The following is an 18,558-nucleotide window of genomic DNA, read 5'->3' as shown; positions in this document are numbered from 1 at the left end:
TATTTCGCGACAAAAATCTTTTCATTACGCAAATTTTCTTCCTTGCCGAGGCGCAGACAGCCAGTAGTAATCGACAAAATCGGCGTCGACCGCCAAAAACGTCGGCGAAAGCCGAGCGAGCGCCCGCCCGATGTCCGCGGCAAGCGGCGCGCTGTCAGCGACAAGAAGCAAGCGGCGCTTTTGCACGACAAGCAACGCTTCCTCGCCGGCGTCGTTTTGCAAAACAAACATATTGCGCTCCAAATTTTTGCCGACGCGGCCGGCAAAATATTGCTTTAAGCCAAGTTCCAGGCGCGAAAATGACAGCCGTTCGGTGATAAATTCGACTTGCTTGCGGCAAATCGCCTTCAGCGGCGCTTTCGCGTATTGATGCTCACGAAGCAGTTCGACAATTTTTTCTGCCCGATGGCGGTAATGCGACGCCACATCGTCATTCAACAAATAAATCCAATAGCGGACCATGCCCCATCCCCCATTTCTGTTCAATCTATTTTCTATTATAGAAAATGAAAGGGGAAAAATATGTCTATTAACGGCAAGTTTTTTCACTAACATTGTCGATTTTTGTTTGCGATGGCCATGCGGCCGCAAACAGGCCAACAAACAAGCCTTTGTCCTCGATTCAACCCCGAAAATACTTGACCAAGGCGCAGCCATCTTTCACAAAAACAAGCTGCCCCTGCAACAACGCAAGGGCAGCTTTTCCGGTTACTTGCCGAGCAGCGCTTTTGTGCGGCGGACGACGTTGTCAACCGTAAAGCCATACTCGGCCATGATTTTCTCTCCCGGAGCGGAAGCACCGAATCGGTCGATGGCCAAAATGTCGCCCTCGGCGCCGACGTAGCGCTCCCAACCGAGCGACGCGCCCATTTCAATGGCGAGCCGCTTCGTCACGGCCGGCGGAAGCACTTCATCGCGGTACGATTTTGGCTGCGCTTCGAAGCGGTCCCACGATGGCATGCTGATGACGGAGACATGGATGCCCTCAGCGGCAAGCGCTTCTTGCGCTTTGACGGCCAGACCGACTTCCGAGCCAGTCGCCAACAACAGCGCCTCCGGAGCGCCGTTTTTCGCCGGTGAAACGACGTACGCACCTTTTTTCACGCCTTCATACGCCAACTCAGCTGTTGCCGCCAACGTCGGCACATCTTGACGCGTCAAGACGAGCGCAGTCGGCTTGTCCGTCGATTCGAGCGCCAGCCGCCATGCGGCCGCCGTTTCGTTTGCGTCAGCCGGACGGATGACCGACAAGTTCGGCATCGCCCGAAGCGAAGCGAGATGTTCGATCGGCTCGTGCGTCGGGCCGTCTTCGCCGACGGCGATGCTGTCGTGCGTCAAGACGTAGATGACCGGCAAGCCCATCAGCGCCGCCAAGCGGATCGCCGGACGCAAATAGTCAGAGAACACGAAGAACGTGCCGCCGAACACTTTCAATCCGCCGTGAAGCGCCATGCCATTGAGCGCCGCCCCCATGGCAAACTCGCGCACGCCAAACCAAATGTTGCGCCCTTCGTAGCTGTCCGGCAAGAAGTTGCCGCCGCCTTTGATGAGCGTTTTATTCGAGCTTGCCAAGTCCGCCGAACCGCCAAACAATTGCGGCACCGCTTTGGCGATGGCGTTGATCACGTCCCCGGACGATGAGCGGGTCGCCAGGCTTTTGCCTGCTTCGTATACCGGCAAAGAAGCTTCCCATCCATCTGGCAGTTTGCCTTCGATCGCTCGCTTCAATTGGGCGGCCAGTTCCGGATGGGCCTGTTCATAGGCGGCGAGCTGCTCATTCCATTCCGCCTCTTTTTTCGCTCCCGGCTCTTGCACCGTCGCACGGAAGTGGGCGTACACTTCTTCTGGCACGTAAAAATCTTCCGCAAATGTCCAACGATACGCCTCTTTCGTCAGCTTCGCCTCTTGGGCGCCGAGCGGAGCGCCGTGGACGCCGGACGTGCCCGCTTTATTTGGCGCGCCGTAGCCAATCGTCGTTTTGACTTCAATGAGCGTCGGCCGGCTGAGGTCCGCCCGCGCCTCCTCGAGCGCTTTGGCGATTTCTTCAATATTGTTGCCGTCCTCAACGCGCAAATATTGCCAACCGTACGCTTGGAAACGTTGGGCGACGTTTTCCGAGAACGACAGGTTGAGCTCCCCGTCCAGCGAAATGTCGTTCGAGTCATACAGGACGATCAGACGGCCGAGCTTCAAGTGGCCGGCGAGTGACGCCGCTTCGCTCGCCACTCCTTCCATCAAATCGCCATCGCCGCAAATGGCGTACGTATAATGATTGATAATCTCAAACCCGTCGCGGTTGTATGTAGCGGCCAAATGCCGCTCCGCCATCGCCATGCCGACCGCCATCGCGATCCCTTGGCCAAGCGGTCCCGTCGTCGCTTCCACGCCCGGCGTATGGCCGTATTCCGGATGGCCCGGCGTTTTGCTTCCCCATTGACGGAATTGTTTCAAATCATCCATCGATACGTCGTAGCCGCTTAAATGAAGCAAGCTGTAAAGCAGCATCGACCCGTGCCCGGCTGACAAGACAAACCGGTCGCGGTTGAACCAGTTTGGATTCGCCGGGTTATGATTCATAAATTTCGTCCAAAGCGTGTACGCCATCGGCGCCGCGCCCATCGGCATGCCCGGGTGCCCGGATTTCGCTTTTTCGATCGCGTCAATCGACAGCGTTCGAATCGTCGTAATCGCCAACTCCTCGATTGAATGCGCCATCGTCTTCCTCCCTTTCATCAACATGGTGTCATTTACTATCATATAGAAAATCGATCGACTTGTACAACGTTATTTTCCGAGCCACCCCTCTTTCGACCGTTTAATGGAAGCGCCGCCGCTGGCTTTCCTTTAATTTTTTCGGCGTCACGTCGTTGCCGTTCGGGTCAATGACGGTCACTGTATGGAGCATATCGGTCATCGCCTTGCGGAACGCTTGAATGTACTCACGGCGCAGCTTCGCTTGCTCGAAGGCCTCTTCGGCCGACAAGCCGGCCGTTTTCGCTTTTTTCGCCAGTTCATTGATGCGGGCTAATTTATGTTTGGCAAGCATTGATCATCTTCTCCTATCTGCCATATTCTCACTCTGTTTTATCTTATCTGATCAACCGGGAAGATGGCAACGATGGCATCTTGGCTTCCTTTGCCCGCTCGCCGCTTTAGGGTCAGGCGCAGTACACGATCAACGCCGCCTTTGTTGCTCGTCCATATATTCCTGGTAACGCCGATGGACGGTCGCCTTGGACGCCTCGTAACCGAAGCTTCGCATCGTCGCGGCGATATCGGCAAACGTCAGTCCGCGCTCGCGCAAGCGGACGATCTCCTCAACCGGCAGATCAATTCGATCGCGCCCGGCGTTTTCGCCCCGGCGCCTTAGGTTCCGCTCCGGTCGGTAGCCGCTGGCGATGGCTCGCTGCATGCCACGCTTAATTTTGGCGTTATGGATTTTTCTTTGGTACTCCTCGACAATCGCGATGATGGATAACACCATCTCATCGGCCTCCGACAGCGGCATTTCCCCTCGGTGGCTGGCGCTGTATATTTTCACCCCTTGCTTTTTCAAGCAATGCAGCACCGCCATGCGCGCATGGCCGCGCCCAAGCCGCGTTTCATCTTGAATGAGCAGCACATCGACCTCGCCTTCCTCGCAAAGCGAAAGCAGCTCCAACACGCCGTCGCGGTCGGCTTCATAACCGCTCGCCTGCTCGGCGATCACTTTCACGACTTCAAATCCACACTCGGCCGCCAGTCGCTCGAGCTCATCTCGTTGCCTCGCGAGCGACGTTTCCTGTTCAGCTTTGTCCGTGCTGACTCGGCAGTAAATGACCGCCCTCATGGCCAATCCCTTCTTTCCATCACTGATTGACGGCCACCGAGCCGCCCTGCTTTGATTTTAACACAGGAATGACAATTTGTTCACCGGCGGCAAGACGCGGGCTCGGCAAATGGTTGACATCGACGACCCAGCGGATGAACTCATCAGGCGGCATATGGTGTTCCTGTTCGTACTGTTTTGCCAGCCCCCAAAGCGTATCGCCGGGAGCGACCGTGATCGTCACGTATTCTTTTTTATCGACCGGGCTGCTGGCGTAAACGAACCCTGCCAACACGAGCGCAAACAAAAATGAAAACAAAACATAGTGCAGCAACGTTTTCCCCATTCTCCCCACCCTTTCTAGAATGTTTGTTCGCTTTCCTTCATTATAGTCAAGAACATTTGTTTGTGTCAATAAAAAACTCGAACTTATGTTTGTTTTTTCGTCTTCCGCATGGTATAATGAAGGCAAATGATGTGGCGAGAGGTGTGAAACCATGACGAAACTGTCAAAACGACAACAGCAAATTTTAGAGTTTATTAAACAGGAAGTAAAAACAAAAGGCTATCCTCCGTCGGTGCGGGAAATTGGGGAAGCGGTTGGATTGGCGTCAAGCTCAACCGTTCACGGGCATCTCGCGCGCCTAGAAAGCAAAGGGTACATCCGCCGCGACCCGACAAAGCCGCGCGCCATTGAAATTTTGGACAACGATATGGCCAAGGAGAGAGAAAAAGAGGAGATCATCTCGGTGCCGATCATCGGCAAGGTGACGGCCGGCCAACCGATTACAGCGGTGGAAAACATCGAAGGCTACTTTCCGTTGCCGAAGCGGCTCGCCGCCGGCGAGGAGCAGCTGTTTATGCTTGAAGTGATGGGCGACAGCATGATCGAAGCCGGCATTCTCGACGGCGACTACGTCATCGTCCGCCAGCAGTCATCGGCCAACAACGGCGACATCGTCGTCGCCATGACGGAAGACAACGAGGCGACGGTGAAGCGGTTTTTCAAGGAAAAAGACCACATCCGCCTGCAGCCGGAAAACGCCCATCTTGAGCCGATCATCGTCCGCGACTGCACGATTCTCGGCAAAGTGATCGGCGTCTATCGCCTGTTCGACTGACTCGTGCCGGCCTGCGCCCATAAAAAAGCTGCCCTGAAAAAAACGGGGCAGCTTTTTTATGAATCAGTAGAGTTCCATATATTGGTCCAATTCCCATTGATGAACCGTTGTCCGATACATATCCCACTCAATTTCTTTCGCTTCGACGAAATGCTCGAATAAATGTTTGCCGAGCGCGTGAATCATCACTTCATCGGACTTCAAGTTTTCCAACGCTTCATAGAGCGTTGCCGGCAAATCGACAATGCCTTCTTCGAGCCGTTCTTCTTTCGTCATGACGTAAATGTTTCGATCCACTGGCGCCGGAGGAGTGAGCTTGTTGCGAATGCCGTCAAGCCCAGCGGCTAAAAGCACCGCCATGGCCAAGTATGGGTTGGCCGACGGGTCAACGCTGCGCACCTCAATGCGCGTGCTCATGCCGCGCGAAGCTGGAATGCGGATGAGCGGGCTGCGGTTGCGCGCCGACCAAGCGACGTAGCACGGCGCTTCATAGCCTGGAACAAGCCGCTTGTACGAGTTGACGGTCGGGTTCGTCACCGCCGTAAAGTTCGGCGCATGCTTCAGCACACCGGCGATAAACTGCCGCGCCGTATCGCTCAACTGCAAGTCGCCGTTCGGATCGAAAAAGGCGTTTTCACCGTTGCGGAACAGCGACAGGTTGCAATGCATTCCTGAACCGTTAATCCCAAAAATCGGCTTCGGCATAAAGGTCGCATGCAATCCATGTTTGCGGGCGATCGTTTTGACGACGAGCTTAAACGTTTGAATGTCGTCGCACGCTTTTACGGCATCAGCGTATTTAAAATCGATCTCATGCTGGCCCGGGGCGACTTCATGATGGGACGCTTCGATTTCAAACCCCATTTCCTCAAGCTCGAGCACAATGTCGCGCCGGCAGTTTTCCCCAAGATCGGTCGGCGCCAAATCGAAATAGCCGCCGCGGTCGTTCAGCTCCATCGTCGGGTGTCCTTTTTCGTCAAGCTTGAAAAGGAAGAATTCAGGCTCAGCTCCTAAGTTAAAGGCGTTGAAGCCAAGCGCCTCCATCTCTTTCAGCATCCGCTTCAAGTTATAGCGCGGACAGCCTTCAAACGGCGTGCCGTCCGGGTTGTAAATGTCGCAGATAAAGCGGGCGACTTTTCCTTTTTCTGAAGTCCACGGGAAAATGACGAACGTATCCAAGTCCGGATACAAATACATATCTGACTCTTCGATGCGGACAAATCCTTCGATCGACGACCCGTCAAACATAATTTTGTTGTTAAGCGCTTTCTCCAGCTGGCTGATCGGAATTTCGACGTTTTTGATCGTGCCCAAAATATCGGTGAATTGCAGGCGGATGTACTTGACATTTTCCTCTTTGACGATGTGTAGAATGTCGTCACGCGTATATTTTGCCATGTCCAAACTCCTCCCCGGCTCGGAAATCATTTTCCGTCATTAATGAAAGAAGCGAGCGAGATCTCCTTGGCGAAGCGATGCGCGCTGGAACCGCCCGGCCTGCAGCAATTCATTCCGCAAAATTTCGCGCAGTTCTTCGTCCGACAGCTTCGGTTTTCCTACTTTTTCGACTTTCTCCGCCTGCTGGTGGCGTCCTTCCTCCCGCGCGGCAAAAATTTGCTTAATGCCCGCCAAGTTGACGCCTTGGTCGATCAAATCTTTAATTTCCAGCAAGCGGTCAATGTCATTGAGCGAAAACAGCCTCCGGTTGCCTTCAGTGCGCGCTGGCGAAACGAGGCCGTGCTCTTCATAATAGCGGATTTGCCGAGCCGACAAGTCGGTCAGCTGCATCACAATCCCAATCGGAAACAATGGCATGGAACGACGAATTTGGCTGCTCATGCCAATTCCTCCTCGCTTTTGATACCTTTATTTTACCATAATGTTAGGAAATGAGTCAATGAAACGTGATGTTTCCTCACAAACAAATCAACCGCTGTTCAAGCAAACGCTGAATGGCGGAACAGACGGCGATTTTCACATGCGAATACGTCAATCCGCCTTGCACATACGCGACATATGGGGGGCGCAACGGCCCGTCGGCCGTCAACTCAATGCTTGCCCCTTGGACGAACGTGCCGGCGGCCATGATCACTTTGTCTTCATAGCCGGGCATGTCGCTCGGATACGGAGTGAAATGAGCGTTGACCGGGGAGGAAGCCTGAATCGCTTGGCAAAACGCCACCATTTGTTCCGGATCGTCAAAACGGACGGACTGAACCAAATCCGTGCGCTTCGCCTTCCACGATGGCGAGGTTTTTAGTCCGATCCGCTCGAGCATCGCCGCCGTAAAAACCGCCCCCTTGAGCGCCTGACCCACGGTGTGCGGCGCAAGGAAAAAGCCTTGATACATATCCGGCAAGCTGTAAAGCGACGGACCGACTTCCGCTCCAATGCCCGGCGAGGTCATCCGATAGGCGCACGCCTCCACATATTCCCGCTTGCCGACAATGTAGCCGCCCGTTTTCGCCAAGCCCCCTCCCGGGTTTTTAATGAGCGAGCCGGCCATCAAATCGGCGCCGACATGGCATGGCTCTTTCTCCTCGACGAATTCTCCGTAGCAATTGTCGACAAACACGACGACATCCGGTTTGATCGACTTGACGAATGCAATCATGTCGCCGATCTCTTCGACAGTAAACGACGGCCGGTCCGCATAGCCGCGCGAACGTTGAATGCCGATCATTTTCGTCCGCTCATGGATCGCTTCGCGAACGGCCGGAAAATCGACCATCCCTTCCGCTGTGAGCGGCACGCTGCGATAACGAATGCCAAACTCTTTCAGCGAGCCGACGCCGCGGCCGCGGACGCCGACGATTTCCTCAAGCGTATCGTACGGAGCGCCCGTGATGTAAAGCAACTCATCGCCCGGGCGCAACACGCCAAACAGCGCGATCGCAATCGCATGCGTGCCGGAAATGATTTGCGGGCGCACAAGCCCCGCTTCCGCTCCAAACACATCAGCGAAAATGCGATCGAGCGTATCGCGGCCCGCATCGTCATACCCATAACCGGTTGACGGAATGAAGTGGGCGTCGCTCACTTGATGGCGACGGAAGCTCTCAAGCACGCGGTATTGGTTGACGTCGACCAGTTCATCGATGCGGCGGTGAATCGGCGCGATTTGTGCTTCGATTTCCTCGATGAGAAGAGCGATGGTTTCTCCGTGTCTCCATTGTGTCCAAAACATAGATGAACCCTTTCTACCGTTGGAATGATTGCAGCTCCCCATACAAGGGGTGCGTCGGCAGCACGTACCCTTGGCAGTCGTACGTGCCTCCCTGTTCATTATAATGCCATTCGTGCAAAATGGTGTCCGATTTTAACCGAGCGAGCAATTTTCCTTCACCGCTTGGGATCGACACGTCGTAACGGGCCATTTGCTGTTTCACCGCCTCTTCAAGAAAATAGCGGAGCCGGTCAATGTCGGCGGCGGAAAGCGCGCTGATCATGATGGAAGCAGTCGTTGTCGGAATGAATTCCGACGCTTTTTGATCGCTTTTATTGTACACCGTGACCACCGGAATGGAAGAAGCCCCTAATTCAGCGAGCAGCCGCGACACCGTTCGCTCGTGCGCAACGTAATCCGGATGAGACGAATCGACGACGTGAAGCAATAGATCGGCTTCCGTCACTTCCTCGAGCGTCGAGCGGAACGCGGCGACAAGCGTCGTCGGCAAATCTTGAATGAACCCGACCGTATCGGTGACAAGCACCGTGTAGCCGCATGGCAAGACACATTTGCGCGTCAACGGGTCGAGCGTGGCAAACAACAAGTTTTCTTCCAACGAATCGGCGGCGGTCAGCCGATTGAAAATCGTTGATTTGCCGGCGTTTGTATAGCCGACGAGCGCCACTTGAAACGCTTGGTTTTTTTGCCGGCGCTCGCGGTAGCGCCCTCGATGCTCAGCAATGCGCACAAGCTCAGCTTTAATGTCGTCAATGCGGCGGCGAATATGGCGGCGGTCGGTCTCGAGCTTCGTCTCCCCCGGGCCGCGCGTGCCGATGCCGCCGCCCAAGCGGGATAGCGCCTCTCCTTGACCGCTAAGGCGCGGCAACATATACTCCAGCTGGGCGAGCTCGACTTGCAGCTTTCCTTCTTTTGAGCGGGCGCGTCTTGCAAAAATGTCTAAAATCAGCTGCGTCCGGTCAATCACTTTCACCTCGCCAAGCATTTTCGTCAAATTGCGCGCTTGGCTTGGAGAGAGCTCGCTGTTGAAAATAACCACGTCCGGTTCCAGCTGCTTGACTATGGCGGCGAGCTCTTCCGTTTTTCCTTTGCCGATATACGTCGCCGGGTGCGGCGCTTCACGTTTTTGCGTCAACTCTGCCACAACCTCGCCGTTCGCCGTCGCAACGAGCGAAGCGAGCTCCTCCATCGAATAGCGAAACCGTTCATCATCGACACCAGCGAGCTGGCAGCCGACAAGGATCGCTTGTTCACGGCTCATGGCATCCCCCTTCCTTTCCCTCGCGGCGAACATGTTCTCTACGTTCATGATACCAAATCCCACCGTCGGTCTGCTAGTTCGTTCCAAAAAAACGATTGATTTTCCGCCGCTTTTGCCCCTACAATGATACAAGAACACCGCACGGAAAGGAACAGCACGAATGACGTGGGAAGTATTGAGCATCATCGGCACGATCGCCTTTGCCATTAGCGGGGCGATCGTCGCGATGGAAGAGGAGTACGATTTGCTTGGGGTGTACATTTTAGGGATTGTCACCGCTTTTGGCGGCGGGGCGGTGCGCAATTTGCTGATCGGGGTTCCCGTGTCGGCGTTATGGGAACAGCAGCCGCTCTTTCTTGTCGCTTTGGCGGCCATGACAGTTGTGTATTTGTTCCCAAAGCAAATGCTGCCGCCGTGGAAGCGGTGGGGCAACTTTTTTGACGCCCTTGGGCTGTCCGCGTTCGCCATTCAAGGAGCGCTGTATGCCGTCAACATGGGTCATCCGTTAAGCGCGGTCATCGTCGCCGCGGTGTTGACCGGAAGCGGCGGCGGCATTATCCGTGACGTGTTGGCGGGAAGAAAGCCGCTCGTGTTGCGCGCAGAAATTTATGCCGCCTGGGCCATTCTCGCCGGCCTCGCTGTTGGGCTGAAATGGGCCGAATCGCCCATGGAGCTGTATGTGTTGTTGATTGTCGTCGCCGCTTTGCGCGTTTTGTCATACACGTACGGCTGGAAGCTGCCGCGGCGGGCGGTCGGAGAAAAAGCGGGCGAGCAATGATCAAACGGCAAAAGCAACAACTACTCATTGATTTATACGAAAAGATAGACTTTTGTATAAATCGTCCCATTCCGTTTGACAGCCGTTGTATGGCTCCTCTCTGCCCCTGCCTCTTGGTACGAAGGAAGCGAAAAGAAGCAAAACCGTAAGCACGGAAGCGAAGGCGCCCAACGCGGACTCCTCGCTTTTGGTTTGCTGACGCCTTCCTTACGCGCTTTGCTCGCTTCGCACCGCCACGGCCACGCCGGCAGCAATGAGCGCCCCGCCGAGCCAAAACGAGACATCGAGTTGCTCTTGTAAAAACAGCCGGCCAAAGAGCGAGCCGACGAGCGGCTGGAAAAAGAAAAAGAGCGAGCCGACGCCGGCATCGATCATTTCCATCCCTTTGTTCCAAAGAAAAAATGCTCCCGCTGTCGATACAACGCCAAGATACAACACCCCAAGGGCGACGGGAACACTCCAATGGCTCGCAGCAAGCCCCGGCCCTTCGGCGAGCATCATCGGCGTCATGCCAATGAGTGCCACAAAAATGGCATACGTGGTGATCGAAAACACGGACAAGCGGGCCGAAGCGATTTTCACGAGCACCGACAACAGCGCCCAAGTGACCGCCGCGCCGACTAAGCAAATGTTGCCAAGAAACGTTGATTCTTCTCCGCCTCCTAAGCCGACGATGACGATGACGCCGAATGTCGCCAATAGGAGCGCGCCAAGCTTCCGCCATGTGAGCGCCTCACCAATCAGCCAGCGGGCAAACAAAACGACAAACGCCGGCGTCGAGGCGGTGATGAGCGAAGCGGTATGGGCGTTCGACCATTTCGTGCCGACAAACTGCAAGGAAATGGAAACGACGTAGCCGATGATCCCGACCGTGATAATCATTCCCCAGTCACGCCCGTTCTTTGGGGGGCGCTCGCGTTTCGCCACGGCGACGGCGCCCAGCACGATCAAGGCGACGGCGTAGCGCAGCCAGACGAGCGTAAACGGCGGAATGTAGTCCAACACGTATTTGCTCACCACATACATCCCGCCCCAAATGCCAGCGGCAAGGGATAAATAGAAGGAAGCGAGAAAGGCTTGCTTCATGACATCGATCCCCTTTGCTTTCTTCTTTCTGCTGCTGACACCAAAAGCGAAGCCGTTATTTCCAGAGATGGCAGCCAAACAAGGTTGTTCTCCATCAGCTACACATCGCTTTCTTCCGGAGGAAACACGGGGGCGAGCGAAACCGTCAAATCCGGTTGCCAAAAAGAAACCAACTCATCGCTTGGCCCGAAAACCGCTCGCTGCTCGAATCGTCCATCTTGCCAGCTGAGCACTTCGATCGTTCGATTGCTGGGGTCTACAATCCAATATTCATGCACACCATATTTTTCGTATAAATAGTATTTCTGGTTTCGATCACGCAAGGCGGTGCTTGGTGACAGCACTTCCACAACGAGATCGGGAGCCCCTTTCATTCGCCGATTCCCGATTTGCTCAACCCGACAAACAACTGATAAATCCGGCTGAACAACCGTTTTCGCCATCCGTTCCGGCTCCTCAGGATCAAGCTGAACATCAAACGGGGCAAGAATGACATGACAGCCACGCGCCTGAAAATACGAAGCCAATGCAAGGTGCAGTTGTCCGACCACATACTGGTGCTCAAACGACGGAGACGCCAATAAATAGGGAACACCATCGATCAGTTCCCAATTTCCTTCCCAATGTTCAATGTCGCGATACGTGTAAAACGGCTTCTCCTTCTGCACTGCGCTTCCCCTTTCACTTGCTTTTCTTTCATCTTATCACATCGCTCCAGTTCCGTCTCATATTTTTATTTTCTCGTCATGACAGAAAAAACAGCGGCCGCCACCGCTGTCGAGTGTGTGTCAAACAAATGTTTTTTCCACGCGTTGCTCTTACTCCCGCTCGATGATCGTGGCCGTCGCCATCCCGTGGCCGATGCAAATCGTCAATAGCCCATAGCGGCCGCCGCGCCGTTCAAGTTCATGAACAAGCGACGTCATGAGCTTCGCACCGGTGGCGCCGAGCGGATGGCCAAGCGCAATGGCGCCGCCGTTGACATTCACCTTCTCAAGCGGAGCGCCGATTTCTTTTTGCCAGGCGAGCACGACCGGGGCGAACGCTTCGTTGATTTCAATGAGGTCGATGTCATCGATCGAGAGGCCGGCTTTTTTCAGCACTTGCCTCGTCGCCGGAATGACGCCATCGAGCATATACGTCGGGTCGGAGCCGACGACCGTTTGCGCGACAATGCGCGCTTTCGGCTTCAGTCCGAACCGCCTCGCCGCCTCCCGTTCCATCAAAAGCACAGCGGCCGCCCCGTCGCTCATTTGGCTCGCATTGCCAGCGGTGATGAGACCGTCTTCTTGAAACACCGGCTTGAGCGCGGCGAGCGCTTCCGGCGATGTGTCGGCCCGCGGCCCTTCATCATCGGTGACAAGGATTTCGCGGCCATCGCGGTCAAGCCCTTTCACCGGGACGATTTCCGCGCGAAACTTCCCTTCGCGCAAGGCCGCCAAGGCGCGTTGATGGCTTTCGTACGCGTAGGCGTCAAGCTCCTCGCGCGTTAGGCCGTATTTTTTGGCGATCCGCTCAGCCGAGACACCTTGGTGGATGAATTCGTATTTTTCATGAAGCGACGGCGGAATCGTCTGCTCGTTGCCATCGCTTAAAATCGGCACTTTCGTCATGCTTTCGACCCCGGCGGCGATCGTGACATCCATATCGCCGGAGCGGATTTCCTGGGCGGCGAAATGAATCGCCTGCTGCCCCGAGCCGCACATTCGGTTGATTTGCACTGCCGGCACTTCGATCGGGAATCCGGCCTCAAGCGCCGCCAGCCGGCCGATGTTGTACCCTTGTTCGGCGACCGGCGTCACGCAGCCCATGACGATGTCTTCCACCGCCCCTTTGTCCATGCCGGCCCGGCGCACGACTTCATCGAGCACCACCGCGGCCAAATGGACCGGATGAACGTCCCGGAAGACGCCGTTCCGCTTGCCGACCGGCGTCCTGACCGCTTCGACAATGACCGCTTCACGCACCATGCAACTTCCTCCTTTTGCTCTACTTTCGTGATTTCTTCGTTGCCTTGCCTATTCGGGCGCTTCCACACGGGCGAAAGCGGGCGCTCTTTAAGCGCTTGTTGGCGCGCGGCATCAGATGGACGGCGAGCGCTGCTCAATACGTGTAAAACCCTTTCCCCGTCTTCCGCCCTAAATGCCCGGCTTCAACGAGCTTGCGCAAAAGCTGCGGCGCCCGGAACCGGTCGCCGTATGCTTCCGTCATGTTTTCACTCACAAACAAGAGCGTATCAAGCCCGACCATGTCGGCCAGCTCCAGCGGCCCCATCGGATAATTGAGGCCAAGCCGCACCGCTTTGTCGATATCCTCAGCGGAAGCAACTCCTTCTTCGTACATGCGGATGCATTCAATCATATGGGCGGCAAGCGCCCGTGTCGTCACAAACCCTTGCCGGTCTTTCACGACGACCGTTTCTTTGCCAAGCTCCACAGACAGCCGACGGATGGCGTCGACTGTGTCGTCGGAAGTCGTCTCACCTTTCACAATTTCGATCAACTTCATCACTGGCGCCGGATTGAACCAATGCATGCCGATGACGTTCTCCGGCCGGTTGGTCGCGGCGGCAAGCGCCGTGACGCTCAGCTCGGATGTGTTGGTCGCTAAAATGGCGTCCGGCTTCGCCAATTGATCAAGCTGCTGAAACACGTCTTTTTTCAGCGCCAAGTTTTCCGGCACGGCTTCGATGACGACATCCGCCCCGCGCACCGCTTCGGCCAAATCGACGGTCGAGCGGATGCGCCCGAGCGCCGCTCGCGCTTCCGGCTCGGACAGCCCGCCGGTTTTGACAAAGCGGCGCAAGCTTTTTTCCACCGAAGCGAGCCCATTTTGCAAGGCCGCTTCGGACACGTCATATAAATACACCGTTTTTCCCGCCATCGCCGCCGTTTGCGCGATGCCGCTTCCCATCACCCCGGCGCCGATGACCGCAATCGTTTCTGCCACGGTGTCCGCCTCCTTTACTCCTTCGCCGCATCGGCATAGCGCGCTGCCATCTCATCGCGCAGTTTCCGCTTCAAAAACTTGCCGACGCTCGTTTTCGGAATTTCATCGAGAAACACAATGTCATCCGGCAGCCACCATTTTGTAAATTGCGGGCGCAAAAAGTCGTACAGCTCTTCTTTCGTGACGCGTTTTCCTTCTTTCAGCACGACGCAGGCAATCGGGCGCTCTTGCCATTTCGGATGCGGCACAGCGACGACCGCCGCTTCGAACACCGCCTCATGGGCCATGAGCGCATTCTCCAAATCAACCGATGAAATCCATTCGCCGCCGCTTTTAATGACATCCTTCGTCCGGTCGACAATTTTCACAAACCCTTCTTCGTCCACGGTGACGACATCGCCGGTATGCAGCCAACCGTCGCGGAACGCGTCTTTCGTCCGGTCGTCGTTGTAGTATTCGGCAGCAATCCACGGCCCGCGCAAGCAAAGCTCGCCCATTTCCTGCCCGTCCCAACGAACCGGCCCGTTTTGGCCGATCACTTTCATCTCAAGCCCTGGAGCAAGCAGCCCTTGCTTGGCGCGAATATCCAGTTTCTCCTCGTACGACAGCCCGTCTTGATAGCTTTTCGGGCGTGAGACAAGCACAAGCGGGCTCGTTTCCGTCATGCCGTACGCGTGAATGAACGGAATGCCGTATTTTTCTTCAAACGCACGGATGATCCCTTTCGGCGCGGCTGAACCGCCGCAAATGACACGCGTCAGGCTGCTGACGTCATAGTTTCCTTTCTCCAACTCTTGCAACAGCCCGAGCCAAATCGTCGGCACGCCGGCGGTGATCGTCACCCGTTCGGAGTCAATCAGCTCGGCAAGCACTTTCGGCGTAAACGCCGGTCCCGGCATGACGATCGTCGAACCGAACCAAGTGGCGGCAAACGGCAGCCCCCACGCGTTGACATGGAACATCGGTACGACCGGCATGACGACATCGCGCTCGCACAGCCCTTGCGTATCAGCCAGCCCTAACGCCATCGCGTGCAAGACGGTGCTGCGGTGCGTATACACAACCCCTTTTGGATTTCCGAATGTATTGATACGGATTGTGTAAAACTATTATCTTTTATTCAATATTCCACGTTTTATGTATTATTCCTTCTAAAATAAAAAGGCGGATCACTCCGCCTTCTTTTCTTCTTTCATTGTTTTCAAACGGCGCTTTCCCACATCTCTTCTAGCGCTTCCTCAACAAACTCACACGCCGCCAGCACTCCTTCGATAAACGCCTGTTCCCGCTCGTCATCGGTCTCGATCATCGCATATTGCAGTCGGTGATCGGTGATAAAAGCGTGCAGCAGGAGCAGTTTCGTCAAGATGTTATTCATTTCAATCTCCTCCTTCACGTTTCTTTCTTTTGCTTGGCGGCGCCGCCATTTTGGCAATAAACGGCTTCTGCATGCCATCCTCACTTCGCAGGACGTTGATCGCGTGGAACCGTTTCAATCGGATGCCGTCCTCAATGGTAAACGGCGCGATTTCCTCGGCCAGGTCGCGGAATGTCTTTTTGCTGCTGGCGTAAATCGTGTAGTGCGGACCGGCGGACTTGATGATCTCAATCAAATCAGACGGGAGTTGATCCCACGAGTGAAAAAACCAACAATACCCGACACGCCATTTTCGGGACTCCACCGCCGCGGATTTCCAAATGTTCACCGAGCGCAAGAATTGGTGCGGTTCGTCAAGCAGAACAAAGAATGGGTGAGCGGATTTTCGCAACGTCATTGCCAGGTCGATTTTGGTGCAAAGCAAGTTGATAATGAGATTGACCGCCTCTGCCCCCAGTTCACTCTTAGGAACGTCAATGATGACAGCTTTTTTCTGCTCCATCAGCGACACCATATCAATGCCGTCATCCGCATCCATACATTCAGCCAGGTACTCGTCGCCTAGGATGGTATCCAAACGGTTGAGGATCGGCGAAAGGATTTGATTTTTCCGCGACTCTGACGGCTCATGGTACTGCTTGAGTGTGGTTTTATGGATGCTATCCGGCATAGTCGCGATGACTTGCTCGCGATAGTCTTCATCCTGGAAGATGCGCAAAATCTCGCTCAACCGCCCGGTTTGCATCGCCATGACAGCGGCACGCAGAAACCGTGATGTCTGTCCGCCAGCTTCCAAGTCCGCTTGGTCAAAAAAGCCAAGTATCGTATTGGCAAGCCGGTTTCTCGCTTTTGGTGAATGTGCGACTTCTCGCCAATCCAACGCGATCGGGCGCTGCCCTAGGCGGATGTGTATGAGTTGCTCGGCCGGAAGGGACGATGACACTTCCTCGTATATCTCTCCTTTGGCCGGGTCAATGGCCAATGCTCCAAATCCTTTGCGCACGGCTTCCACCACCAAGTTGGCCGCCGCACCTCGCGTCTTGCCGCTCCCCATCCCACCGATATAGACGCGCGGCAGGCATAGTATGTCATGATTGTGGGTCGGGTGGTAGACAGGGGCCGTCGTTTTCTTGTAGGTGACGTCGCCAAAATACAGACCGCCCTTTGTGAATGCCGCCGGCACTTCTGTTTCGAGCTGTGCGATGTTTGGAATATGGTATTTTTCTTGGTATTCCGCGGTTGGCAACAAATGCAACCGGCTCAATTCCGCGATGCTGAAATAGTCCTTTTGTAAAGACGGCGCCATTTTCCGCTCTTTCATGCGCTGAAATGTCCTTTCAGGATTGGCCGGAGCAGCCACAAGCATGTTGTCGCCGTCAAGATCACGGAACGCCATCGTGACCATTCGAAGCAGAGCATGAGCTTTTGTGCGATCACTGCACACCACCCCGACGCGGATTTGCACCTCGTAGGCGTCGCCTTTCGTTTTGGACAGTGTCGCCTCGCTCAACCGACCATCGCGCAGGATCATCGCCCGTTCTCCGCCGTCGAGCTGAAGCGGTTCCAATTCCTCGCCGGTCAACAATTCCGTCATCACGCTGGCCGCCCCGTATACCGTATGCGCCAAGGCTTTCAGTGCGGTCCTCCCCACTGTCTTTTTGTCGAGCCGCCATTTCTGTGGCATATCCCCTTGTTTGAAACGGCTATATGCCTCGACCGCTCCCACATACCAGTCCCGATGCGCCGGAGTGGCCAGCACTTGGATATAGACCTTCTCCCTTTCGTCCATGTTTCGGAGCGTTTCTAGGGCGCTAGGAAGCGCTCCTAGCGTTCGTCTGTCCACCCGAAGGGAAAACATATAGTGACGCTCGTAGGACAGCTCAGAAGCCAAATGCGGGGCTTCTGTGAAGGGGTCTTCCGTTTCCTCGACCGCCACCTTTGGCCAAGCGCTTTCGATCGCCTTTCGCGCCAAAGCCACTTGGGAAGACGGAACTGTCACATAGAAACCTGTGTTTTCCTTTTCCAGCACCGTTTCAAAGGAGAGGAAAGGGGCGTCATCGAACCCCTTCCCGTTCCAACGCTCAAGCGGTGACATGTAGACGCACATCGTCCGGGCGAGTTCTTCGACGTTTTGGTTCGTCAGCCGGATGTCCGGTGTGATGCGCAGTGTTGTCATTTTCCGATGCTTTTTCCGACTTCCACGAGTATGCTCATGATGCCTGGCGCAAACTGCATCCCGATGAACCCGATCGCCGCCCATTTGATAATGTGCAACCCCTTGTGTCGGTTCCCGGTCATAATCACTAGGAAGCCTGCGCAAATCATCGTAAACCCGACCGGGTAGGCGAGCGCTTGAATGATTTCGACCAGCGGATCGAACGCGTGGATAATTTTGTCTTGCAGCCCGGCCGCTTCCGCTTTCGAGGCGTACGCGGATAGGGCGGCGGTCGATAACGTCACCGGTAAGAACGTGCCGACCACCTCCTTTTTTCGGCTTCCTGCTAAAAAATCCGAAATGCTCCCGACGGTTTCCACTTTCGGTGTGAACCACATGAGTATATCCCCCTTTGCGTTTGGTGATAATACACCTAAAGCGAGGTGAAGCCTATGCACCTGATCATCGGCGGACTGCTGATCCTAGGCGGCACCGCATTGGTCGTGGCGAAAGCGGCAGGACTACTTTGACGGCATAAACGGCCTTGATTGCGCTTTTTCGGCTGCTTTCCGCTTCATGTCTTCGATGATGAGTTTTTTAACATAGCCGGAGAAATTTTTTTTGGACACGTACTTCCAGGCAAGTTGTTCCTCTTTATTGTCGAGATTGAATGATACACTTTTGACATGCTTGTTGGCCATGGTATTACCTCCCTCTAGAAATGTTGATTTATCAAGGCTTTTCGGCCCCTCAGGGGTGTCCAAAAAATATTTTTCGACAAAATCCCTTACATCCTTTTTCAGTTTTGTGGATATCTTACAGACCTAGGGTGCGC

The 18,558-nt window shown here is 55.1% G+C and carries 19 protein-coding genes and 1 pseudogene; 2 read left to right on the top strand and 18 right to left on the bottom strand.

Features of this window, described 5'->3' with window-relative positions:
- Positions 1-24: 24 nt before the first annotated feature.
- The 5 genes from sirA to yneA form a co-directional block, all read right to left on the bottom strand.
- Positions 25-462, bottom strand: coding sequence for a sporulation inhibitor of replication protein SirA (gene sirA, locus ACVBDQ_RS14690; protein ID WP_011230832.1), 438 nt, complete (start codon positions 460-462; stop codon positions 25-27).
- A 246-nt stretch (positions 463-708) separates the two neighbouring features.
- Entirely contained in the window at positions 709-2,715 is a 2,007-nt protein-coding gene (gene tkt, locus ACVBDQ_RS14685) for a transketolase (RefSeq protein ID WP_015374472.1), read from the bottom strand.
- Between the two features lie 100 nt (positions 2,716-2,815).
- Entirely contained in the window at positions 2,816-3,046 is a 231-nt protein-coding gene (locus tag ACVBDQ_RS14680) for a DUF896 domain-containing protein (RefSeq protein WP_013145682.1), read from the bottom strand.
- Positions 3,047-3,175: 129 nt separating this feature from the next.
- Positions 3,176-3,829: a YneB family resolvase-like protein gene (locus ACVBDQ_RS14675; RefSeq protein ID WP_015374471.1), complete on the bottom strand. Its 654-nt coding sequence runs from the start codon at positions 3,827-3,829 to the stop codon at positions 3,176-3,178.
- Positions 3,830-3,848: 19 nt separating this feature from the next.
- Positions 3,849-4,154, bottom strand: coding sequence for a cell division suppressor protein YneA (gene yneA / locus ACVBDQ_RS14670; RefSeq protein WP_015374470.1), 306 nt, complete (start codon positions 4,152-4,154; stop codon positions 3,849-3,851).
- A gap of 151 nt (positions 4,155-4,305) precedes the next feature.
- Between yneA and lexA the strand changes: the two genes are divergently transcribed.
- A complete protein-coding gene (gene lexA, locus ACVBDQ_RS14665) occupies positions 4,306-4,929 on the top strand; it encodes a transcriptional repressor LexA (protein ID WP_011230827.1) in 624 nt (207 codons plus the stop codon).
- 63 nt (positions 4,930-4,992) lie between these two features.
- Here the strand turns inward: lexA and glnA are convergent, their stop codons facing one another.
- From glnA to hflX, 4 genes are all read right to left on the bottom strand, one after another.
- The gene (gene glnA / locus ACVBDQ_RS14660; protein WP_446663287.1) at positions 4,993-6,327 is read right to left on the bottom strand and encodes a type I glutamate--ammonia ligase; all 1,335 of its coding nucleotides are present in this window, start codon (positions 6,325-6,327) and stop codon (positions 4,993-4,995) included.
- A gap of 39 nt (positions 6,328-6,366) precedes the next feature.
- On the bottom strand, positions 6,367-6,768 hold the full coding sequence (locus tag ACVBDQ_RS14655; protein WP_011230825.1) for a MerR family transcriptional regulator: 402 nt from the start codon (positions 6,766-6,768) through the stop codon (positions 6,367-6,369).
- Between the two features lie 76 nt (positions 6,769-6,844).
- Positions 6,845-8,116 carry a methionine gamma-lyase family protein gene (locus ACVBDQ_RS14650; protein ID WP_011230824.1) on the bottom strand — a complete coding sequence of 424 codons (1,272 nt, stop codon included), beginning with the start codon at positions 8,114-8,116 and terminating at the stop codon, positions 6,845-6,847.
- 13 nt (positions 8,117-8,129) lie between these two features.
- Entirely contained in the window at positions 8,130-9,377 is a 1,248-nt protein-coding gene (hflX, locus tag ACVBDQ_RS14645) for a GTPase HflX (RefSeq protein WP_068895338.1), read from the bottom strand.
- 160 nt (positions 9,378-9,537) lie between these two features.
- On the opposite strand from hflX, the gene ACVBDQ_RS14640 reads away from it, so the two are divergent.
- A complete protein-coding gene (locus ACVBDQ_RS14640) occupies positions 9,538-10,155 on the top strand; it encodes a trimeric intracellular cation channel family protein (protein WP_021322303.1) in 618 nt (205 codons plus the stop codon).
- A gap of 207 nt (positions 10,156-10,362) precedes the next feature.
- Here the strand turns inward: ACVBDQ_RS14640 and ACVBDQ_RS14635 are convergent, their stop codons facing one another.
- The 9 genes and pseudogenes from ACVBDQ_RS14635 to ACVBDQ_RS14595 all read right to left on the bottom strand — a co-directional run bounded on the left by ACVBDQ_RS14635 (position 10,363) and on the right by ACVBDQ_RS14595 (position 18,424).
- Positions 10,363-11,241: a DMT family transporter gene (locus ACVBDQ_RS14635; protein ID WP_021322302.1), complete on the bottom strand. Its 879-nt coding sequence runs from the start codon at positions 11,239-11,241 to the stop codon at positions 10,363-10,365.
- 98 nt (positions 11,242-11,339) lie between these two features.
- Entirely contained in the window at positions 11,340-11,909 is a 570-nt protein-coding gene (locus ACVBDQ_RS14630; protein ID WP_021322301.1) for a Uma2 family endonuclease, read from the bottom strand.
- Between the two features lie 150 nt (positions 11,910-12,059).
- The gene (locus tag ACVBDQ_RS14625) at positions 12,060-13,211 is read right to left on the bottom strand and encodes a thiolase family protein (protein WP_014195503.1); all 1,152 of its coding nucleotides are present in this window, start codon (positions 13,209-13,211) and stop codon (positions 12,060-12,062) included.
- A gap of 133 nt (positions 13,212-13,344) precedes the next feature.
- The gene (locus ACVBDQ_RS14620; protein WP_021322300.1) at positions 13,345-14,190 is read right to left on the bottom strand and encodes a 3-hydroxyacyl-CoA dehydrogenase family protein; all 846 of its coding nucleotides are present in this window, start codon (positions 14,188-14,190) and stop codon (positions 13,345-13,347) included.
- A gap of 14 nt (positions 14,191-14,204) precedes the next feature.
- A pseudogene (locus ACVBDQ_RS14615) lies at positions 14,205-15,275 on the bottom strand (AMP-binding protein); the annotation flags it as partial.
- A gap of 116 nt (positions 15,276-15,391) precedes the next feature.
- Positions 15,392-15,568: a hypothetical protein gene (locus tag ACVBDQ_RS14610; RefSeq protein ID WP_446663286.1), complete on the bottom strand. Its 177-nt coding sequence runs from the start codon at positions 15,566-15,568 to the stop codon at positions 15,392-15,394.
- Position 15,569: 1 nt separating this feature from the next.
- Entirely contained in the window at positions 15,570-17,744 is a 2,175-nt protein-coding gene (locus tag ACVBDQ_RS14605; RefSeq protein ID WP_446663285.1) for an ATP-binding protein, read from the bottom strand.
- Complete coding sequence (locus ACVBDQ_RS14600) at positions 17,741-18,121, bottom strand: hypothetical protein (RefSeq protein ID WP_446663284.1); 381 nt, start codon at positions 18,119-18,121, stop codon at positions 17,741-17,743. Before ACVBDQ_RS14600 ends, ACVBDQ_RS14605 begins: the two co-directional genes overlap by 4 nt.
- 123 nt (positions 18,122-18,244) lie before the next feature.
- A complete protein-coding gene (locus tag ACVBDQ_RS14595; RefSeq protein WP_446663283.1) occupies positions 18,245-18,424 on the bottom strand; it encodes a hypothetical protein in 180 nt (59 codons plus the stop codon).
- Positions 18,425-18,558: the final 134 nt, after the last annotated feature.

The sequence above is a fragment of the Geobacillus sp. CCR genome (genome assembly GCF_052906625.1).
The sequence above is the reverse complement of the archived record's forward strand: the minus strand, read 5'-3'. Positions and strand labels throughout refer to the sequence as shown.

Excerpts from the sequence above, each read along its gene's own strand:
- ACVBDQ_RS14635 (WP_021322302.1), bottom strand. The coding sequence starts at position 11,241 with ATGAAGCAAGCCTTTCTCGCTTCCTTCTATTTATCCCTTGCCGCTGGC.
- ACVBDQ_RS14595 (WP_446663283.1), bottom strand. The coding sequence starts at position 18,424 with ATGGCCAACAAGCATGTCAAAAGTGTATCATTCAATCTCGACAATAAA.
- ACVBDQ_RS14680 (WP_013145682.1), bottom strand. The coding sequence starts at position 3,046 with ATGCTTGCCAAACATAAATTAGCCCGCATCAATGAACTGGCGAAAAAA.
- ACVBDQ_RS14600 (WP_446663284.1), bottom strand. The coding sequence starts at position 18,121 with ATGTGGTTCACACCGAAAGTGGAAACCGTCGGGAGCATTTCGGATTTT.
- ACVBDQ_RS14650 (WP_011230824.1), bottom strand. The coding sequence starts at position 8,116 with ATGTTTTGGACACAATGGAGACACGGAGAAACCATCGCTCTTCTCATC.
- ACVBDQ_RS14610 (WP_446663286.1), bottom strand. The coding sequence starts at position 15,568 with ATGAATAACATCTTGACGAAACTGCTCCTGCTGCACGCTTTTATCACC.
- ACVBDQ_RS14675 (WP_015374471.1), bottom strand. The coding sequence starts at position 3,829 with ATGAGGGCGGTCATTTACTGCCGAGTCAGCACGGACAAAGCTGAACAG.
- ACVBDQ_RS14640 (WP_021322303.1), top strand. The coding sequence starts at position 9,538 with ATGACGTGGGAAGTATTGAGCATCATCGGCACGATCGCCTTTGCCATT.
- ACVBDQ_RS14655 (WP_011230825.1), bottom strand. The coding sequence starts at position 6,768 with ATGAGCAGCCAAATTCGTCGTTCCATGCCATTGTTTCCGATTGGGATT.
- sirA (WP_011230832.1), bottom strand. The coding sequence starts at position 462 with ATGGTCCGCTATTGGATTTATTTGTTGAATGACGATGTGGCGTCGCAT.
- tkt (WP_015374472.1), bottom strand. The coding sequence starts at position 2,715 with ATGGCGCATTCAATCGAGGAGTTGGCGATTACGACGATTCGAACGCTG.
- ACVBDQ_RS14605 (WP_446663285.1), bottom strand. The coding sequence starts at position 17,744 with ATGACAACACTGCGCATCACACCGGACATCCGGCTGACGAACCAAAAC.
- hflX (WP_068895338.1), bottom strand. The coding sequence starts at position 9,377 with ATGAGCCGTGAACAAGCGATCCTTGTCGGCTGCCAGCTCGCTGGTGTC.
- ACVBDQ_RS14625 (WP_014195503.1), bottom strand. The coding sequence starts at position 13,211 with ATGGTGCGTGAAGCGGTCATTGTCGAAGCGGTCAGGACGCCGGTCGGC.
- lexA (WP_011230827.1), top strand. The coding sequence starts at position 4,306 with ATGACGAAACTGTCAAAACGACAACAGCAAATTTTAGAGTTTATTAAA.
- glnA (WP_446663287.1), bottom strand. The coding sequence starts at position 6,327 with ATGGCAAAATATACGCGTGACGACATTCTACACATCGTCAAAGAGGAA.
- yneA (WP_015374470.1), bottom strand. The coding sequence starts at position 4,154 with ATGGGGAAAACGTTGCTGCACTATGTTTTGTTTTCATTTTTGTTTGCG.